General features: G+C 66.1%; 16 protein-coding genes. 9 read left to right on the forward strand and 7 right to left on the reverse strand.

The window, feature by feature from the left end; genetic code table 11:
* Window positions 1-366 precede the first annotated feature (366 nt).
* Together HLH35_RS11635 and HLH35_RS11640 are read left to right on the forward strand one after the other, a co-directional pair.
* Window positions 367-1,731 (forward strand): M20/M25/M40 family metallo-hydrolase, encoded by a 1,365-nt coding sequence (locus tag HLH35_RS11635; protein ID WP_246385045.1) that lies wholly within the window; start codon window positions 367-369, stop codon window positions 1,729-1,731.
* Window positions 1,732-1,831: 100 nt separating this feature from the next.
* The gene (locus HLH35_RS11640; RefSeq protein ID WP_182979292.1) at window positions 1,832-2,587 is read left to right on the forward strand and encodes a hypothetical protein; all 756 of its coding nucleotides are present in this window, start codon (window positions 1,832-1,834) and stop codon (window positions 2,585-2,587) included.
* A gap of 14 nt (window positions 2,588-2,601) precedes the next feature.
* On the opposite strand, the gene HLH35_RS11645 is transcribed toward HLH35_RS11640, so the two are convergent.
* From HLH35_RS11645 to tsaD, 3 genes are read right to left on the reverse strand one after another with little or no spacing between them, the layout of a single operon-like run.
* On the reverse strand, window positions 2,602-3,564 hold the full coding sequence (locus HLH35_RS11645; RefSeq protein ID WP_182979293.1) for an NAD(P)H-dependent glycerol-3-phosphate dehydrogenase: 963 nt from the start codon (window positions 3,562-3,564) through the stop codon (window positions 2,602-2,604).
* Window positions 3,565-3,568: 4 nt separating this feature from the next.
* On the reverse strand, window positions 3,569-4,396 hold the full coding sequence (locus HLH35_RS11650) for a 23S rRNA (adenine(2030)-N(6))-methyltransferase RlmJ (RefSeq protein ID WP_182979294.1): 828 nt from the start codon (window positions 4,394-4,396) through the stop codon (window positions 3,569-3,571).
* Complete coding sequence (gene tsaD, locus HLH35_RS11655) at window positions 4,393-5,529, reverse strand: tRNA (adenosine(37)-N6)-threonylcarbamoyltransferase complex transferase subunit TsaD (protein ID WP_408870119.1); 1,137 nt, start codon at window positions 5,527-5,529, stop codon at window positions 4,393-4,395. Before tsaD ends, HLH35_RS11650 begins: the two co-directional genes overlap by 4 nt.
* A 71-nt stretch (window positions 5,530-5,600) precedes the next feature.
* Here tsaD and hemC point away from each other — a divergent pair, with 71 nt between their 5' ends.
* Entirely contained in the window at window positions 5,601-6,722 is a 1,122-nt protein-coding gene (hemC, locus tag HLH35_RS11660; RefSeq protein WP_182979296.1) for a hydroxymethylbilane synthase, read from the forward strand.
* A complete protein-coding gene (locus HLH35_RS11665; protein WP_246385040.1) occupies window positions 6,712-7,485 on the forward strand; it encodes a uroporphyrinogen-III synthase in 774 nt (257 codons plus the stop codon). Before hemC ends, HLH35_RS11665 begins: the two co-directional genes overlap by 11 nt.
* Before the next feature lie 40 nt (window positions 7,486-7,525).
* On the opposite strand, the gene HLH35_RS11670 is transcribed toward HLH35_RS11665, so the two are convergent.
* Entirely contained in the window at window positions 7,526-8,845 is a 1,320-nt protein-coding gene (locus HLH35_RS11670) for an MFS transporter (protein WP_246385041.1), read from the reverse strand.
* A gap of 624 nt (window positions 8,846-9,469) precedes the next feature.
* Entirely contained in the window at window positions 9,470-9,988 is a 519-nt protein-coding gene (secB, locus tag HLH35_RS11675; protein WP_182965563.1) for a protein-export chaperone SecB, read from the reverse strand.
* Between the two features lie 220 nt (window positions 9,989-10,208).
* On the opposite strand from secB, the gene HLH35_RS11680 reads away from it, so the two are divergent.
* The 5 genes from HLH35_RS11680 to HLH35_RS11700 all read left to right on the forward strand — a co-directional run bounded on the left by HLH35_RS11680 (window position 10,209) and on the right by HLH35_RS11700 (window position 15,188).
* Window positions 10,209-10,889, forward strand: coding sequence for a Tim44/TimA family putative adaptor protein (locus HLH35_RS11680; RefSeq protein ID WP_182979358.1), 681 nt, complete (start codon window positions 10,209-10,211; stop codon window positions 10,887-10,889).
* A 63-nt stretch (window positions 10,890-10,952) separates the two neighbouring features.
* Window positions 10,953-12,110, forward strand: a complete 1,158-nt coding sequence (gene mltA, locus HLH35_RS11685; RefSeq protein WP_182979298.1) for a murein transglycosylase A — start codon at window positions 10,953-10,955, stop codon at window positions 12,108-12,110.
* Complete coding sequence (locus HLH35_RS11690) at window positions 12,110-12,964, forward strand: DNA-methyltransferase (protein ID WP_182979299.1); 855 nt, start codon at window positions 12,110-12,112, stop codon at window positions 12,962-12,964. Before mltA ends, HLH35_RS11690 begins: the two co-directional genes overlap by 1 nt.
* A gap of 93 nt (window positions 12,965-13,057) precedes the next feature.
* Entirely contained in the window at window positions 13,058-14,482 is a 1,425-nt protein-coding gene (locus HLH35_RS11695; RefSeq protein WP_408870120.1) for a cytochrome-c peroxidase, read from the forward strand.
* Between the two features lie 118 nt (window positions 14,483-14,600).
* Window positions 14,601-15,188 carry a Smr/MutS family protein gene (locus tag HLH35_RS11700; protein ID WP_182979301.1) on the forward strand — a complete coding sequence of 196 codons (588 nt, stop codon included), beginning with the start codon at window positions 14,601-14,603 and terminating at the stop codon, window positions 15,186-15,188.
* A 28-nt stretch (window positions 15,189-15,216) separates the two neighbouring features.
* Here the strand turns inward: HLH35_RS11700 and HLH35_RS11705 are convergent, their stop codons facing one another.
* Window positions 15,217-16,308 (reverse strand): type 2 periplasmic-binding domain-containing protein, encoded by a 1,092-nt coding sequence (locus HLH35_RS11705; protein ID WP_182979302.1) that lies wholly within the window; start codon window positions 16,306-16,308, stop codon window positions 15,217-15,219.
* 159 nt (window positions 16,309-16,467) lie between these two features.
* Window positions 16,468-17,370: an oxygen-dependent coproporphyrinogen oxidase gene (hemF, locus tag HLH35_RS11710; protein ID WP_182979303.1), complete on the reverse strand. Its 903-nt coding sequence runs from the start codon at window positions 17,368-17,370 to the stop codon at window positions 16,468-16,470.
* Window positions 17,371-17,479: the final 109 nt, after the last annotated feature.

Here is a 17,479-nt window from a genome sequence, read left to right on the forward strand (position 1 = left end):
CGTTATGGGTCTTGCTGGTGCCGGCGTCGTGACGGGCAAGGCGACACAACTGCAAACAGCGCGAGAACACTGGAAATATCGATAATTTGATATGATTCCGGTCCAAAAAAGGGCTCGTATGCCGATTGTTGTGCCGGGGTGGCTGCAAGCCATTGTCACGTGTGGCTTTTCACCCGAGGCGATCATGCTATAAAAATCGTTACTTTGTGATAATTTTCGGGATCGATTCCATTGTCTCTCCGCAACATGTTCCTGCCTGAAAATGGCGATTGCCTCATCTCGCCGAAAATCGACGCGGCGTCGCCTTCTTGCGTTTTCAGACCTGGAAGAAAACATGCGTTCCTCGGGTCGGCATTGGGCGTTGCTCTGGCATTCGGCGTAGCGGGCCAGGCCTGGTCTGCCTCTGCTGGAGACCGCCAGGCGGTGGCGGCGTCTCTGGCATTGGCGGAGAAGGCGATCGCGCTGCGCTCGGTCGCGGGGCCCGGCAACCAGACGCCGCAGGTGGCGCAACTGTTTCGGGATGCGCTGGTCGCGGGCGGCTTTGCCGCGTCGGATATTGTGATCACCCCCGCGGAGGGGACTGCCTATCTGATCGCGCGTTGGCCGGGAAGCGATCCATCGCTCAAGCCCCTGGTGATTTCCGGGCATATGGACGTCGTGGAAGCGAAGGCCGAGGATTGGACGCACGATCCCTTCAAGGCGAAAATCGAGAAAGGCTTTCTGCTGGGGCGCGGCGCGACCGACATGAAGCTGGATGATGCCATCGCGATCGAGGCGCTGATTCAGTTGAAGCGCGCGGGATACAAGCCGCGGCGTGCGATCATCATCGAATTTTCCGGCGATGAGGAAACGACGATGGCGACGGGTGCCATCATCGCGGACAAGCTGTCGGGTGCCGAAATGGTCCTGAACGTGGATGGGGCGAACGGCGTCATCGATGAAAAGACCGGCAAGCCCGATTATTTCGCCTGGGAGGGCGGCGAGAAGACCTATGCCGACTATCAGCTTGTCGTCACCAATCCCGGCGGCCATTCCTCCGAGCCGCGTCCGCTGAATGCGATCGACGAGATGGCGGAGGATCTGCTGCGCATCCAGCATTATCGCTTCCGGCCCGAACTCAACGAACTGAGCCGGGGGTATTTCCTTGGGGCGGCGCAGTGGGAGTCGGCGCCGATCGGGGCCGCGATGCGTGCCTTTGCCGCCGAGCCGACGAATGAGGATGCCATCGAGACCCTGTCCGCCGATCCGTCGTTCGTCGGACGGATCGGCACCACCTGCGTCGTGACCGAGATCAATGGTGGCCATGCCCTCAATGCGTTGCCGCAACGGGTCACGGCCAACGTCAATTGCCGTATCTTTCCCGGCCATCCGCGGGCGGACATCCTGAACGAGCTTCGGCAGGCGGCGGCCGATCCCGGCATGACGGTCACGGATGTCACGGCCGGGTCGGTCGAGACGCCGGCCTCGCCCATGCGCGCGGATGTCGTCAGGGCCATCGAACATGCGGTGCATGGCGTCTATCCGAACGTGGCCGTTTTCCCGGCATTGGGATCGGGTGCCAGCGACAGCATGTGGTTTCGGTCTCACGGCGTGCCGAGCTATGCCGTCAGCCCGCTGTTCATCAGGAATTCGGATTCGTTCATGCACGGGCTGAACGAGCGGACCCCGGTCGCGAGCGTGGGGCCGGCCATCGATATTGTCGCGACGCTGGTGACGGATCTTTCGCGTTAGGGGCGGTCGGTTCGATATGGGGAAGCATGTTCGTGATGGATTGCGTCACGTTGCAGCCGATTGCGATGGGCAGCCAGCGTGGGTGGGAAAAGAGGATCTGATGACCATCGAACGGTCCCTCCGTTTCGGGGTCGCTGTCTTCCTGTCCATGTTGTTGGCGCATATGTTCAATTATTTCCTGCATGAATATGCACATTCCTTCATGGCATGGGTGTTGCAGCGGAAGGAGAACCCATTCGCCCTGCATTACGGATCGGCCTCGATCGACAATATCCTGCTTCAGCAGCAGATCGATGAGGATGTCGATTATGAACCGATCTTTGCCAGTGGCAGGGGCTGGCAGGCTGCGCTGATCGCTGCGGCCGGCCCCCTGCTGGCCAACGGGGGGACGGCACTCGTCTGTCATCGCATGATCATGCGCTGCGTCCATCCCCGTGCCTTGTGGTGGCTGGTGTGGATCGATGCGTTCTCGACCTTCAATGTCTGGAGCTATGCCCCGCTGAGGGTGCTGACGAGCCATGGTGACATGGCGCTTCTGGCCAGGGGGCTGGGGGTGTCCGTCTGGGTCCTGTTCCCGTTCGTCACGTCATTCGCGGGCTGGTTGGTCTGGCGCTTCGCCTGCCATGCGTTGCCGCTGGCGCAGAAGCGGCTCTATCCTGGGGATGCCCGGACCATGTTCAGCATGGTGGTTCTGGCAGTCAGCGTTGGATTCTTCTCCATTTCCGGTCTTCTTGGCAGCTATGGATCGTTATGTGCCGTCCTGGGGATTGTGAGCTTTTTTCTGGTGATGCCGGCGTTGATGGCCGCGCAACAAGCCGGCGCCAGCCGCCGGCCGGTCGCGCCAGAAACGCTATGACCCCGGGATAGGGTTTACTCGGTCCCGACGGGGCGGCTGAGCAGGCGGTCGCGGGCCTCGTCCAGGCCGATATCGCCGGCCAGCAGCAGCGACATCGTCTCGATCACCGGCACGGCGATGCCATGGGCGCGGGCCAGGGCAAGGATTGCGGGGGCGGTGGCGACGCCCTCGGCGACGGTGGTGCGGCTGCCCAGGATCGTGTCCAGCGATTCGCCCCTTCCCAGTGCCAGGCCGAGGCTGAAATTGCGTGATGACGCGCCGGTGCAGGTGAGGATCAGGTCACCGACGCCTGCCAGGCCCGAGAGGGTGGAGGCGCGGCCACCCAGCCCCAGCGCCAGCCGGCCCAGTTCGGCGAGGCCGCGCGTGATCAGCGAGGCCCGGGCGTTTTCGCCCAGGCCCGCGCCGATGGTGGCGCCGGCGGCGATGGCGATGACGTTCTTTGCCGCCCCGCCGACCTGCACGCCGATCGCGTCGTCACTGGCATAGAGGCGGAAGGTCGGCGTGGTCAGGTGATCGGCCAGGGTGCGGGCCAGCGTCAGGTTGGTACAGGCCAGGACGGCGGCGGTGGGCAGGCCCTGTGCGACTTCATGCGCGAAATTGGGGCCGGAGAGCACCGCGCGCGGTAGGTCGGGATAGCGGTCCGCAATCACCTGCAATGGCAATGCCAGCGTGTCGCGTTCCACGCCCTTGCAGCAGGCGATCATGGGGCCGGCGGGGGGGATGTGTGCCAGTACGGCGCGCAGATGCTGCATGGGCACCGCCAGCAGCACCGCATCGGCCCGGGTCGGCATGGCGTCGGTCACGGTGATGGTCTCGGGCAGCGTGACGTGCGGCAGGCGGGGCAGGGTGCGGGCGTCGCTCAGGGTTTCGGGGTGGCGGGCCCATAGGTGGACCAGCGCCCCGGCACGGGCGGCCTGGGTGGCCAGCGCGATTCCCCAGGCGCCGGCCCCGATGACGGCAATGCGTGCGGTGGCCATGATCCTATTCCTCCACGATGCGCGTGACGGTCGCCTCTCCCGTTCCGTCAGGGGAGAGATGGGTCAGGGCGCGCAGGGCCGGAAGAGCGGCCTCGGTGAAGCCGAAGGGGGGATTGATCACCACCAATCCGCATCCGTTGAGGCGTGTGGGGTCGAGTGGCGGACGCAGGGTGAGTTCCAGCGCCACGATGTCGCGAATCCCCGAATCGCGCAGCGAATCGAGGAAGGCGCGCACCGGCGCGCGGTGCTTGATCGGATACCAGCCGGCCAGGATGCCGGTGGCGAATCGCCGGTGCGCCGTTATCAGTCCTTGGGCCAGACGGCCGAATTCGTCGGGCCGCTCGAAAGGCGGATCGATCAGTACCAGGCCGCGCTTCGCATCGCGCGGCGGCAGCAGCGCGCCGAGGGCGGCATAGCCGTCGCGGGCATGGACCGAGACCTGGCTGTTGCCGGCGAACAGGTGACGCAGCACGAGACTGTCTTCGGGATGCAGCTCGCAGCATACCAGCCGGTCCTGTGGCCGCAGCATCATCGCCGCGATCAGGGGGGACCCGGGATAGATTTCCGGCGCGCCGGCCTGGCGGACCAGATCCAGATAGGCAGGGGGCAGGTCGGAGGGTGGATCGGCCAGCAGGCGGCCGATTCCGCCCTGCCATTCCATGGTGCGGGTGGCCTGTGCGCCGCCCAGATCGTAGCGCCCGATGCCGGCATGGGTGTCCAGAACCGAAAACGCCGCCGGCTTGCGCGCCAGCGCCTGGAGCAGCAGCACCAGCAGCGCGTGTTTCATGCAGTCGGCGAAATTGCCGGCGTGGAAGGCGTGGCGGTAATTCATGCGGCGGTCGCGTCGAATCGGGATGCCATCTGGTCCAGCGGCCAGCGCGGGCGGGGCAGAAGGTCCAGATCGTCCACCGGCGGCAGGCCGAGGGCGAGCCGGGCGCGCATGGTTTCGATGGCCGCCCAGCCCACCATCACGGCATTGTCGGTACACAGGCGCAGCGGTGGTGCCGCGAAGGGCAGGCCGCGTGCCTGGGCCAGCGCATCCAGCCTTGCGCGCAGGGCGCTGTTGGCCGCGACGCCGCCGGCCGCGACCAGCAGGGTGGCGTCGGGCATCATGTCCAGCGCGTGGACCACGCGATCGCCCACGATATCCGCCACCGCGTCCTGGAAGCTGGCGGCGATGCCGGCGGCAACCGCGCGAGGCAGGGCGCCATTGTCGTAGGGGGCCAGTTTCTGCGCCACGGCGGTCTTGAGGCCGGAGAAGGAGAAATCGCAGCCGGGGCGCCCGTGCAATGGACGGGGGAGCGGCCAGGGGGCCGGATCGCCCTCGCGCGCCAGGGCCTCCACCGCCGGGCCGCCCGGCCAGCCGAGGCCGAGCATTTTCGCCACCTTGTCGAATGCCTCGCCGGCCGCGTCGTCGATCGTGCCGCCGAGCTTGCGATAATGGCCCACGCCCTCGACTGCGATGCACTGGCAATGGCCGCCGGAGACCAGCAGCAGCAGGTATGGGAACGGGGCGCCGCCGGGCACCAGACCGGGCAGGCGCGCGGTCAGGGCATGGGCCTCGATATGGTTCACGGCGATGAACGGCCGGCCCAGCGCCACGGCCAGCCCCTTGCCGACGCCCGCACCCACGATCAGTCCGCCGATCAGGCCCGGCCCGGTGCTGGCGGCGACGGCGCCCAGTGCCCCGGCCGGCAGGCCGGCCGCGTCCAGCGTTTGGCACACCAGGCCGGGCAATGCCGCCAGATGGGCCCGGGCCGCGATCTCAGGCACCACGCCGCCGAAGGGGATGTGCCCGGACTGCGACAGCACGGTTTCGGCCAGGATGGTGCCGTCAGGCGCCAGAATGGCGCAGGCGGTGTCATCGCAGGACGATTCTATGGCCAGAACGGGAGCCAGAATAGGCGCCTGGGCTGGGGATTCGGCCGGCGCCGGGGCGCCGAGGGGGAGAGAAGACATGATCATTGCGCAAAAGACAGTTCCGCCGGGCGTTATGTCATCTTTTCTTCGGGCCGTCGCGGTAATAGAGACAGCACATGGTTTTCGCTCCGTCCTCCGTCTCCGACGGGTCCGCCGCCCAGGCTTCGGCTCAAGCTTCGGCCCAAGCTTCGGCATTGCAAAAGATCGCGGCCGAGGCTGCCGCGCGCCAGAAGCAGGGCGTGGTGCGCCCCGCCTTGCCGCATCGGCGCCAGTTGCCGTTGCGCGTCGGCACGCGGGCGTCGCCGCTGGCGCTGGTGCAGACGCGTGCCTTCCTGACCATGCTGACGCGTTTCTGCCCCGTGTTGCGCGACATGGGGGCCTTCCAGGAACACCAGATCAACACCACGGGCGATCAGGTGCAGAACCGCCGCCTGGCGGAGATTGGCGGCAAGGGCCTGTTTGCCAAGGAAATCCATGACGCGCTGTCGGATGGGCGGATCGATTTTGCGGTCCATAGCCTGAAAGACCTGGAGACGACGCTGCCGCCCGGGCTGGTGCTGGCCTGCACCCTGCGGCGCGAGGATGCGCGGGACGTGCTGATCCTGCGGCCCGGCGAAGGGCGGCCGGAGGTCGATCCGGCGGCGCCGTTCGACGCTCTGCCGCGCGGGGCACTGGTCGGCTGCGCGTCGGTGCGGCGGCAGGCCCAGATGCTGCACGAGCGGCCCGATCTGCGCTTCGGCCTGCTGCGGGGCAATGTGCAGACGCGGCTGGACAAGCTGGCGGCGGGGCAGTGCGATGCCACCCTGCTGGCGCTGGCCGGCCTGCGCCGGCTGGGCATGGGGGATCGGGCCGACATTATTCTGGACCCCGAGATCATGGTGCCGGCGGCCGGGCAGGGGATTGTGGGCGTGACGGTGCGCGAAAGCGACATCGAACTGCGCGAGTTGCTGGCGGCGATCGAGGATTACGAGGCCCGGGCCGTCTCGACGGCCGAGCGTGCCCTGCTGGCGGAGCTGGACGGATCGTGCCGCACGCCGATCGGCGGCTATGCCCGTCTGATCGACGATGCGCAGGGGGGCGGGCCGGTGCTGCGCCTGACCGGGCTGGTGGCGCGGGAGGATGGATCTTTCCTGCTGCGCCGCGTGGTGACCGGCGCGCCGGCGGATGCGGAGCGGATGGGGCGCGAACTGGGCCGCAGCCTGCGGGCCGACAGTCCCGCGGATATTTTTGCGCCCTGACCTGCCGATCGACCTGCCATCCGGCGGGTCGCGACCGGCGGTGCTGGTCACCCGGCCGGAGCCGGGCCTGAGCGAAACCATGGCGGCCGTGACAGCACTGGGCTGGCGTGCCGTGGGCCTGCCGGCGCTGTGTGCCGAGCCGATCCTGCGCGCGCCGCTGCCGGTGCGCGGTGTGCAGGCGATTCTGGTCACGAGTGGCCAGGCGGTCACCGCGCTTGCCGGCTGGGTGCCGGTGGACATGCCTGTTCTGGCGGTCGGTGCCGCGACGGCGCGCCGGGCGCGTGCGGCCGGTTTTGCGCATGTGACGCCGGCCGAAGGGACGGCCGATGCGCTGGCCGATCTGGTAAGGGCGGAGTGGCGCCCGGCCGGGGGTGCGCTGCTGCTGGCGACCGCGCCGGGATATGGGCGTGATCTGGCCGAAGCCTTGCGCCGCAGCGGCTTCAGGGTTCTTCGACGTTGTGTCTATCGAATCCGACCGGGGATGCCGCCTGCCGACATCTTGCGCGAAATGATCGGGCGGGAGGCGGTGGCGGCGGCCCTGTTCTTCTCGGCCGAAACGGCGCGTCAGTTCCTGCGGCATCTGCCCCGCGACGTGCGGGACAGGCTGCGCGGGGCACGGGCCATCGCGATTTCCGACAAGGCTGCCGAGATTCTTGCCACGATGGAGTGGCGTGAAATCGTCCGGGCCGCCAGGCCCGATCAGGCCGCGATGCTCGACCTTCTGGGCGTGGCTGGACAGGCGGAACGGTCCGTCGTCCGGTAGTGTGCCCAGCCGCCTGTTGTGCGGCCGGGCGCTCTTTGCGTCAGTGGAAGGCGGCGGCGCCTTCATGCAGGTCCTCGCCTCGGGCACGGGCCTGCCGCATATAGGCGCGCGCGTGTTCCGGGATCGAGAGAGACAGCGTCAGCACACCGGCGAAGACATAAAGGCCGGAGAAGATCCAGATGATCCCCTCGATGCCATGCCAGGACTGGAACCAGGTGACGATGGCCGGGCCGACCCAGGTACTGGCCCCTGCGCCAAGGCCGAGCGCGGACAGCGCGGCGGCCTTCTCTTTCGGGCAGATTTGCGGGACCAGGCCCGACAGGGGGACGAACGCCGCAATGGTCGCGCCGTAGAAGATGCCGACCAGCGCCGCGATGAGGAAATTGCCGTGATAGGCCAGCGGCACATAATAGAAGGCGGGAACCGAGATCGCCGCTCCCAGGCAGCCGGCGACCGAAACCACCGTCCGATGGCCCAGCCTGTCGGCCAGCATGCCCGACATCAGGTTGAACAGGATGTTGCTCATGAACACGATGGAGAGCAGCACCAGCCACTGCGACAGGGTAAAGCCGACCACCTTGGTGAAGAAGGCCGGCATGATCACCAGGAACGCATATTCGGACGAGGTGTTGATGGTGCGGACGATCATCGCCATGAACGTCCTGGGCTCGCGCCACAGGATGGAGATCGATCCGAAGAAGATGCCGCCCACCGAGACGTCGCGCGGTGCCAGGCGGGAGGCGCCACGCGGTTCACGCGTCATCAGCAGCGCGACGCAGCCGCCTGCGACGACCAGCACCAGGGACAGCCAGAAGGTCGTGATCTCGCCGACCAGGGGGATCGTGACGCTGGCGAAGAGGGAGCCCAGGGTCGGCAGGCCGCCGGAGAAGGCGAACCAGAACCATCCCGCGGCCGAGCCGAGTTGGCGGGGCGGTGTTGCGGCTGCGATCCAGACCAGGAACCCGTAGGCGAAGAGTGGGTAGCCCAGGCCGCGCAGCGTGTAGGCGGCCAGCATGACCGTGTAATTGCCGGTCATGATGCCGGCCATCAGGAAGACGACTTCGAAAGCGGCCCAGATCGCCAGGCCGATCCACATGACGCGCTTTGGCCCCCACAGATCCGATAGCGGACCCGACAGCCAGGACGAAATGGACACGGCGACGCCGTAGATGGTGAACAGGAGGGCCACGTCCCGCGAAGAGACGCCGTGATTTTCAAGATAGGGGGCCAGGTAGCCGGCCTCGACCCCATCGCCGACCATGAACAGAAGCAACCCGACAAAGCCCCAGAGCAGGGGGCGGGGGATGCCGATCCGCTCGACGAGGGAAGGGCGGGGCAGCAGAATATCTGTCTGCGTCAAGGGGAGAGTCTCCTCTTTAACAGGCAGCCAACATAACGGTGAGGGGCTTCGCCTCATTACGAAGCATCGATGCAAGCTGCGTTCGAAATCGCGGTGCGGTGCGCACGATCGATTTCGAAATCATCATGTAGGGATGCGCGTCCAGGACGCGGAAATCGTCATTTTCGTGACGAAATCTCGGTGTGCGATAATATATCGCGTGGGGTGGTTTTTATTGTAGAAATATTCTGAATAGTTCAGAATAAAGAAAAACCGGAATTGATCTCATGTTTGCGCGTGTGGTGTGCAAACGTTACTTGTTTCTCTCCTGCCATCAATGTCGTGTGCATACGTTATAAGAAATATACGAAGATTTGAAGGGAAAATATCATAAAAATGGATAAATTTTGGCAAATATACGCCGATGTTCTGGCGTATTATTTATCAAATAAACAACATCAATGAGAAATTATTTTGTAAATTCGTGAGTGATCTATATAAATAGCCGTCGAAATTTTATTATATTATTGTAAATCTGTGCAAATAAAAAAATATATGTTCTTGGCCCGCTCGGGCGGTGCCAGAAAACAGAAAGGCCCGCACGAGGCGGGCCTTTCCAGTCAGAAATGATCGTTCAGCGCGGGATCAGGCGTTGCCGGCCGTCTGGGGGAAGCTGCTGCGCTTGGCCTGCCACAGGGCGACGAAGTCGATCGGCTGCAGCACGACCGGGGGGAAGCCGCCGTCACGCGTGACTTCGCTGATGATGTTGCGCACGTACGGGAAGATCAGGCGCGGCACTTCGACCAGGAGGATCGGCTCGATCAGGTCTTCGGGCGCATTGCCCAGCGTCACCACCGCAGCATAGGCCAGTTCGGCGACGAAGACCACGCGGCCGGGGGCGGCGCCTTCCTTCTCCGGGGCTTCCACGGCTTCGGTCTTGATCGACAGCACGACCTCGAAGACCGGCTGCTCGGGCGGCAGGCGGTTGGCCTGCACGTCGATGTTCACCGAGATCTGGGGGTTCGCGCGCAGTGTGGCGAAAATTTCGGCGCCCGAGGGAACTTCGAACGACAGATCCTTGATATACTGCACATTAATGGCCAGCGGCAGCGCCGGCGGGGCATTCTGGCTTCCGTCGGCGGGGAGCTGAGTCGTATCGGACATGAACGAAGATTTCCTTGCGGGCAATAAGGCGGATACCGATATCGCCGGTAGCACGCCCCGCGACGTTCGCCAACCTTGACGGGATGGAGGAGCGGAAATTCCTCCCGTGCTGGATCGGCCTGCCGCATTGTGTCGGCGGAGTGCGTTCCCTATGTGTTAGGGCATCATAAAGGGATCGCGCTGCCGGCAGGGCCGGCGCGCCTTTCGGTTAGGCTTGGTGATGGATCTTTCGTTCAGTCATTTTCCGTTCGACCTGGTGCTCTTCGGTCTGATCGCGGCGTTTCTCGCGCTGCGGCTGCGCGGCATCCTGGGGACACGGGTGGGGGTCGAGCCCGCATCGCCCGCCGCCCCGGTACCCCGGCCGGGCCTGGTGATCGAAGGCCGGGCCGAGCCGCCGGCCGCGCTGACCGACTATGACGTGCCGGCGCCCGAGACCAGGGTGGGCCAGGTGCTGGGTGCCATCGCCGGGCAGGAACGTGAGTTCGTGCCGGCGCAGTTCCTGCGTGGGGTCGAGGTGTCGTTCCGCCAGGTGGTCCAGGCTTTCGCCGCCGGCGATCGCGCCATGCTGCGCGAACGCCTGACCGCCGAGGCATTCAGCGCGTTCGACGCTGCGATCCAGTCGCGCGAGCAGGCGGGTGAGACCCAGAAGAGCGAGGTTCGTGCCATCGGCAGCCTGGCGATCGTCGATGCGGCCATCGACCAGATGGCAGGAGCGCCGCGCGCGCGGATCGACGTCCGCATCGTCTCGGACCAGATCAGCCTGACGCTGGACAAGGATGGGCATCCGGTTGCCGGAACCGACGCAGTGACCGAATTCTCGGATCTGTGGACGTTCGAGCGTCTGCTCGGCGTGTCGATCGGCGGCGCGGCCTGGCGTCTGGCGGCCAGCCGCAGCGCCTGAACGATCTCCTCCGCGACCGTCGCGGTTCCCCATCCGAATACAAGAGCAAGTCTGGCTGTTTCCTTGAGCTATTTCCGCCTGTCCAACGTCATGCGGGGCGTCTGTGCCGCCGCAATCCTTCTGCTGTCCGCCTGCGCCGAAACGGGGCAAGGCGAGCGTCAGCCCGTCGCTTTTTCCACCCTGTCGGGCTGGGGCCCGGACGAGGCGGGGCGGGCCCTGCCGGTATTCCTGACGGAATGCCGCCATCTTGGCCGCCTGCCCGCCGAGACGACGCTGGGGACCGAAAGCGGCCCTGGGGCGCGCGTGGGCGACTGGCTGCCCGCCTGCCGGGCGGCGGCGGTGCTGCCCGTCGACGACAATGCGGCGGCGCAGCGTTTCTATGAAACATGGTTCCAGCCGGTCCTGATGTCGCCGTCGGCGCTCTTCACCGGCTATTACGAACCGGAGATTCGGGGCGCTTTGTCGCGTGGCGGTGTCTACCAGACGCCGGTCTATCGCGTGCCTGACGATCTGACGCGGGCGCGGGCCACCGATGGGCGCATGGTGTCTGGCCATTGGCAGGGCGGGCAGTTCGTGCCGTACTGGTCGCGCGCGCAGATCGATGCCGGGGCATTGGCGGGGCGGAACCTGGAAATGCTCTGGGTCGCCGATCCGGCGGACCTGTTCTTCCTGCAGATCCAGGGGTCGGGCCGGGTGCGCCTGCCGAGCGGGCAGATCGTGCGGTTGTGCTTCGGCGGCAAGAACGGGCAGCCCTATGTGCCGCTGGGCCGTGTCCTGGTACAGAAGGGCGAGATGAGCGAGGATGACGTCAGCATGCAGTCGATCCGTGCCTGGCTGGCGGCCCACCCCGAGCAGGCGCGCGCGGTGATGGAGGAGAATCCGAATTACGTGTTCTTCAATGCCCTGGATGATGTGCCGGTCAGTCAGGGGGCGCCCGGCGCGATGGGCGTGCCACTGGAACCGGGCCGGTCGGCGGCGGTGGATCGGGGGGTGATTCCCCTGGGCACGCCCGTCTGGGTGGAGACGAGCTTGCCGGCGCCGTCGAACCAGACCTGGCGGCGGCTGGTCTATGCGCAGGATATCGGCACCGACATCAAGGGCGCCGCGCGGGCCGACCTTTTCCTGGGCTGGGGCGACGAGGCCGAGCAGACCGCCGGCGCCATGCGCCAGTCCGGCCGGCTGGTTGCCCTGCTGCCGCGTCCTGTCGTTACCCGACCCTGATGGCACCGCGAAGCGGGTCTGCTACCGGCACCCGTCCCCCCCGCGCCGTGCGCCAGGCGATCGGGCCGCATCTGCTGGTGCGGAACGACTGCCTGCGCGAGTTGCGCCGGATGGAGGCGGATTCGGTCGATGTTGTCGTGACCTCGCCGCCCTACAATATCGGCCTGGGCTATCGGACCTATCGCGACCGCATGTCTGAACCCCAGTATCTGGACTGGATGATGGCGGTCGCGCGCGAACTGCATCGGGTGATGCGGCCGGATGGCTCGTTCTTTTTGAATATCGCGGGATCGTCGGCGCAGCCGTGGCTGCCGTTCGAACTCGCGGTTCGGCTGCGCGAGATTTTCCATCTGCAGAACCATATCAGCTGGATCAAGTCGATCTCGGTTCATGACGACACGTATGGGCATTTCAAGCCGGTCAACAGCACGCGTTACATGCACCGTAACCACGAGCATCTGTTCCATCTGACGCGTTCCGGCACGGTGGAACTCAGCCGTCTGGATGTCGGGGTGCCGTACAAGGACAAATCGAACATCGCGCGGCGCGGGCATGAACAGGACAAGCGCTGTCGTGGCGACACCTGGTTCATTCCCTATGAAACGGTGCGCGACAAGGCGCAGAAATTCAATCATCCCGGGACGTTCCCGGTGCAGTTGCCGCGCATGTGCATCCGCCTGCATGGCCGGCCGGACCCGCTGGTCCTCGACCCGTTCATGGGCACGGGCACAACCCTGGTTGCCGCGCAGGCGGAAGGCGCGCGCGGCATCGGAATCGAACTGGACGCGGCCTATGTAAAAGTGGCGCGGGACCGGTTGAAACTGGCGATGGACGGGCATGATCTGTCCGATTGATCGAACCGATCAATCGTTTTTATGAAAAATATGATTTTGACATATGTTTTATAGATCCGGCACACCCTTCCAGAAATGGTAGGAGAAATCGACGTGTCGGTGCGCAAGGCAATAGTTTCGGTCGCGGTTCTGGGGATTGTCGCCTATGGCGGTGTGGTGGGTTATCTGACCCATTTCGACCATGAAACGGCACCGACGCTGGATACCCATTCGCCGACCCTGGCGGACCCGGTGGCTTCGGCGGCATTTGCTGCCATTCGTGAGGCACGATGCGATTATTGCCATGCGCGCAATGTCGATTTGCCCTTCTATTTCCATGTGCCGGTGGCCAATCAGCTGATGCAGCGCGATCTGGATCAGGGATTGCGACACTTCCGGATCGAACCGGTGATCGAGGCCTTCCAGACCGGTGCCGTTCCGTCCGAGGAACAGCTGGCGCGGATCGAGGAAGTGGTTCGCCAGAACCGCATGCCGCCGACGCTTTACCTGCTGATGCATTGGCATGCCCATCTGTCGCAGGCGCAGCGCGATGCGCTGCTGAACTGGGTCGCCGCCGAGCGGCGCGCGCATTACGCGACGCCGGGCGTCGCCGCGCGCTTCGCCGGGGAGCCGGTCCAGCCCGTGCCCGAAAGCGTGCCCGTCGACGTGGCCAAGGTGGCCCTGGGCCAACGCCTGTTCTTCGACAAGCAATTGTCGGGCGATGGCACGCTGAACTGCGCCAGTTGCCATGCGCTGGATCATGGCGGCGTGGATGGGCGCGTCACGGCGCTGGGGATCAATGGCCAGCATGGCCCGATCAATGTGCCGACCGTCTATGACGCGGTGTTCAACAAGAGTCAGTTCTGGAACGGGCGGGCCGCCACGCTGGCCGACCAGGCGGCCGGTCCGGTCATGAACCCGCTGGAAATGGGCTCGCATGACTGGACGCTGGTTGCCGACAAGGTGAAGCAGGACCCGAGCTATGTCTCGGCCTTCCATGATGCGTTCGGTTCCGACGATATCGACAAGGACCGGATGACCACGGCCATCGCGGAATATGAAAAGACGCTGATCACGCCCGACAGCCGCTTCGACCGCTACCTGAAGGGCGATGAGCAGGCCCTGAATGCGCAGGAGAAGAACGGTTACGCGCTGTTCAAGAGCGTGGGCTGCTCGGGCTGCCATACCGGCGTCTCGCTGGGTGGCCAGGCGTTCGAGGTGATGGGGCTGGAAGGCGATTATTTCGCGGCGCGCGGCGGAACCGTGACCGATGCCGACAAGGGGCGCTATGCCGTTACCGGGTCGCGGGACGACATGGAGCGTTTCAAGGTGCCGAACCTGCGCAATATCGCGCTGACGGCACCCTATTTCCACGATGGCAGCGTGAAGACGCTGGAAGACGCGGTGCGGCTGATGGCGCGTTATCAGACGCCCGATCACACCCTGTCCGATCATGACGTCGCCGATATCGTGGCCTTCCTGCGGACCTTGACCGGCACCTATCAGGGACAGCCCCTGGCCGGTACCGAGGCGCCCTGAGGCACCATCTGTCGGGCAGCGCGCGTCCGGGCTTCGATTGGGGCGCGAACTGCTTTAAGATCAGGTGCATCGGGGCGATGGGCGGCGTGGGGTCGCCCGCCGGCAGGCGGGGAGAAGGATGGTGCGCCGTCGGCGGGTTCTCGGGAAGGACGAACAGGCGCTGTGGACGGCCTTCGTGCGCGATATCCGGCCGCTGGCCCGCAAGGCGGCGCGGCCGACGCCGGTGGATGCGGCGCCGCCCGTGCCGGCGGCCTCCGCCCCATCGGCTGATGATCGTGTTGCCCGTTCTGCGCCTCCGGCGCCGCCGTCCGACCTGCCTCGCGTGGGTCGGCCGGCCTATACGCTGGTCCGGTCGCGGGCCGACATCGCGATCGGCCAGCGGGGGCCGGGTCTGGACGATACAAGCTGGCGGACGTTGGTCAGCGGCAAGCTGCGTCCGTCGCGGACGCTCGACCTGCATGGCCAGAACGCGCAGGCCGCCTTTCAGCGCCTGCATGCCTTTCTGGTTCAGGCGCGTTCCGACAATCTGCGATGCGTGGAAGTCATTACCGGGCTGGGCTCGGGCCGCGAAGGCGGGGTCCTGCGGCGCGAACTCCCGTTCTGGCTGGGGCGGCAGGATCTTCGGCCGCTGATCCTGGCGGTCGTGCATCCTCATGCCGCCAATCAGGGTTCGGTTCGTATCCTGCTGCGCCGGGCGCGCGGCTGAGCTTGAAACCGGCGCTACAGGCTGCCTTTTATCCTAATCGCCATTCCGGTGTGTGAACGGCCAGCCAGCGGCGCAGCATCAGGACGGCCGAGATCTCGCCGGTCATGTCATGCAGGTAGCGGCCGCAATCCGGTCCGCTGACCAGGGCGCGGCCGGAATCATTCTTCAGCGGGTCGAGCGCGCCCTGGGTGACGGCGACGCCGACCGCGTGGCGCCAGGCGGCGACCTGTGCCGGTGGTGTCAGCATCGGCAGCACGAGCCCGATATCGAGCGATGCGGCAGCCGCGACGACCTTCCATGCCTCGTACAGCAGGCCCGTCGGGGCGCGGCCGCGTTCCTGGCTGAAACGTTCGGCGAAGGTCTGCACGGGCTGGCCATGCACGGTCGCGCGTACCGCGTCGTTCAGCGTGAAGAGCGGCACGGCGCCGCTCTGTTCCAGCGGTGCCAGCAGGGTGTTCAGAGCCTCGGGTGCCATCGGGTCGGAAATCTGCGCCACGTCCACCTTGCCGTCGCGCAGCGCGGCCAGGGCCTCCTGCGGGGTGGCGAAGCCCATGACCGGGATCGGCCGGAAGCCGAACATCGCCATTGCCATCACGGTGGCCAGTTCGATGCCGTGGTCGCTGGAAACCGCCACGCGTATCGGCCGGTCGCGGACGAGGTCGCGCAAGGTGCGATGCAGGTCGGCCCGACCCACCACGATGGGCGAGACCAGGCTGAACATCAGCGGGACCCAGCGCCCGAAATCGTAATGGGCGCGCGGGTCGCCGGCCAGCGAGGCCACCAGCGCCGCGCCGGGCACCAGCAGGGCCGTGGTGCCGTCCGGCACCGTCCTTGTATCGAACTGGTTGGCGCCGGTTACGCCGTCCAGCCCGCTGGTCAGGTGCGTGGGCAGCGGCGAGGGAGATTCCAGCCCCTGGGCCAGTGCGGGGGCCAGCACCGTACTCCACCGGCCGGCGGCACTTTCAGCGCTGCCGGCGACCAGCAGGGTGGGGTCGACGATGGCGCCGCCGGCCGGGGCAATGGCGGCGATGTGCGTCAGGGAGCCGGCATGGGCGGCAGGAATGCCGACGAGTGCGGAGAGACCCGCCATGGCAAGAAACTGGCGGCGGCGCATGCGCATCTAGGCCCGACCGGGCTGGTGGTCAGAACAAGGGTGGGGTCGGGTAGCGGGCAAAGGCGGCATCTCCACGGCAGGGGACATTCCAGCGCCTGTGTTGCGCTGGAATGCGGCGAGTCTATGGCAGGTGCCGGGGCGGCCCACGGCGGCGAAGGCGCGACTTTACGGCCAGTGGACCTCGGGGGGAAGACTCATCAGGATCGCTTCGGTATTCCCGCCGGTTTTCAGGCCGAAGAGCGTGCCGCGATCGTGGATCAGGTTGAATTCCACGTAGCGGCCGCGCCGGACCAACTGGGCGCGGCGCTCCTCGTCCGTCCAGCGTTCGGCCATCCGGTGCCGGACGATGGCGGGATAGGTCTCTAGGAAGGCCAGGCCGACATCGCGGGTGAAGGCGAAATCGGCCGCGACGTCGCCGGTGTTCAGCCGGTCGTAGAAGATGCCGCCCAGGCCCCGGGGTTCGTTGCGGTGGGGCAGGAAGAAATAGCGGTCGCACCATTCCTTGAAGCGCGGATAATAGGCCGGGTCGTGCCGGTCGCAGGCGGTGCGGAAGCCGGTGTGGAACCGGACAGCGTCCTCCTGTGCCTCGGCACTGTCGGGGAACATCGGTGTCAGGTCGCCGCCGCCGCCGAACCACCCTTCGGTGGTGATGATCATCCGCGTGTTGAAATGGGCGGCGGGGACGCGGGGGTTGCACATATGGGCCACCAGGCTGATGCCAGTGGCGAAGAAGCGCGGGTCCTCGGCGGCGCCGGGGATGCTGGCGCGGAATTCCGGGCTGAACGTGCCCGACACCGTCGAGACGTTGACGCCCACCTTCTCGAACACCCGGCCGCGCATCAGGCTGATGACCCCGCCGCCGCCGGGCGTGCCGTCCTCGTTCACGCGGTTCCACGGCGTGCGGACGAAGGTGCCCGGGGCCTCGCGGCCGGGCAGGGTCTGTACGTCGTCGGCATCCTGCTCGATCTGTTCGAAGGCGCTGCAGATCCGGTCGCGCAGGGTCTCGAACCAGGCGCGGGCCTCTTCCTTCAGAGGGTCGTGGGGGATGGGCGCGCGGGTCTCTGTCATGCTCGGATCATCTTCTGGGTCGAACTGTCGTCTGGGTGGGAGGTTTGAAACGGTCTCCATAGAGTCTGATCAGGGGGGTAATTGCAAGAAGGGGCGGGGGGCCGTTATG

Origin of the sequence: Gluconacetobacter asukensis (assembly GCF_014174375.1) — a bacterium.
GTDB classification, from domain to species: Bacteria; Pseudomonadota; Alphaproteobacteria; order Acetobacterales; family Acetobacteraceae; genus Gluconacetobacter; species Gluconacetobacter asukensis.

Coding starts and splice junctions, on each gene's coding strand:
- secB (WP_182965563.1), bottom strand. CDS start 9,988: ATGTCCGATACGACTCAGCTCCCCGCCGACGGAAGCCAGAATGCCCCG.
- HLH35_RS11640 (WP_182979292.1), top strand. CDS start 1,832: ATGACCATCGAACGGTCCCTCCGTTTCGGGGTCGCTGTCTTCCTGTCC.
- HLH35_RS11645 (WP_182979293.1), bottom strand. CDS start 3,564: ATGGCCACCGCACGCATTGCCGTCATCGGGGCCGGCGCCTGGGGAATC.
- hemF (WP_182979303.1), bottom strand. CDS start 17,370: ATGACAGAGACCCGCGCGCCCATCCCCCACGACCCTCTGAAGGAAGAG.
- HLH35_RS11700 (WP_182979301.1), top strand. CDS start 14,601: ATGGTGCGCCGTCGGCGGGTTCTCGGGAAGGACGAACAGGCGCTGTGG.
- HLH35_RS11650 (WP_182979294.1), bottom strand. CDS start 4,396: ATGAATTACCGCCACGCCTTCCACGCCGGCAATTTCGCCGACTGCATG.
- HLH35_RS11680 (WP_182979358.1), top strand. CDS start 10,209: ATGGATCTTTCGTTCAGTCATTTTCCGTTCGACCTGGTGCTCTTCGGT.
- HLH35_RS11690 (WP_182979299.1), top strand. CDS start 12,110: ATGGCACCGCGAAGCGGGTCTGCTACCGGCACCCGTCCCCCCCGCGCC.
- HLH35_RS11705 (WP_182979302.1), bottom strand. CDS start 16,308: ATGCGCATGCGCCGCCGCCAGTTTCTTGCCATGGCGGGTCTCTCCGCA.
- hemC (WP_182979296.1), top strand. CDS start 5,601: ATGGTTTTCGCTCCGTCCTCCGTCTCCGACGGGTCCGCCGCCCAGGCT.
- tsaD (WP_408870119.1), bottom strand. CDS start 5,529: ATGATCATGTCTTCTCTCCCCCTCGGCGCCCCGGCGCCGGCCGAATCC.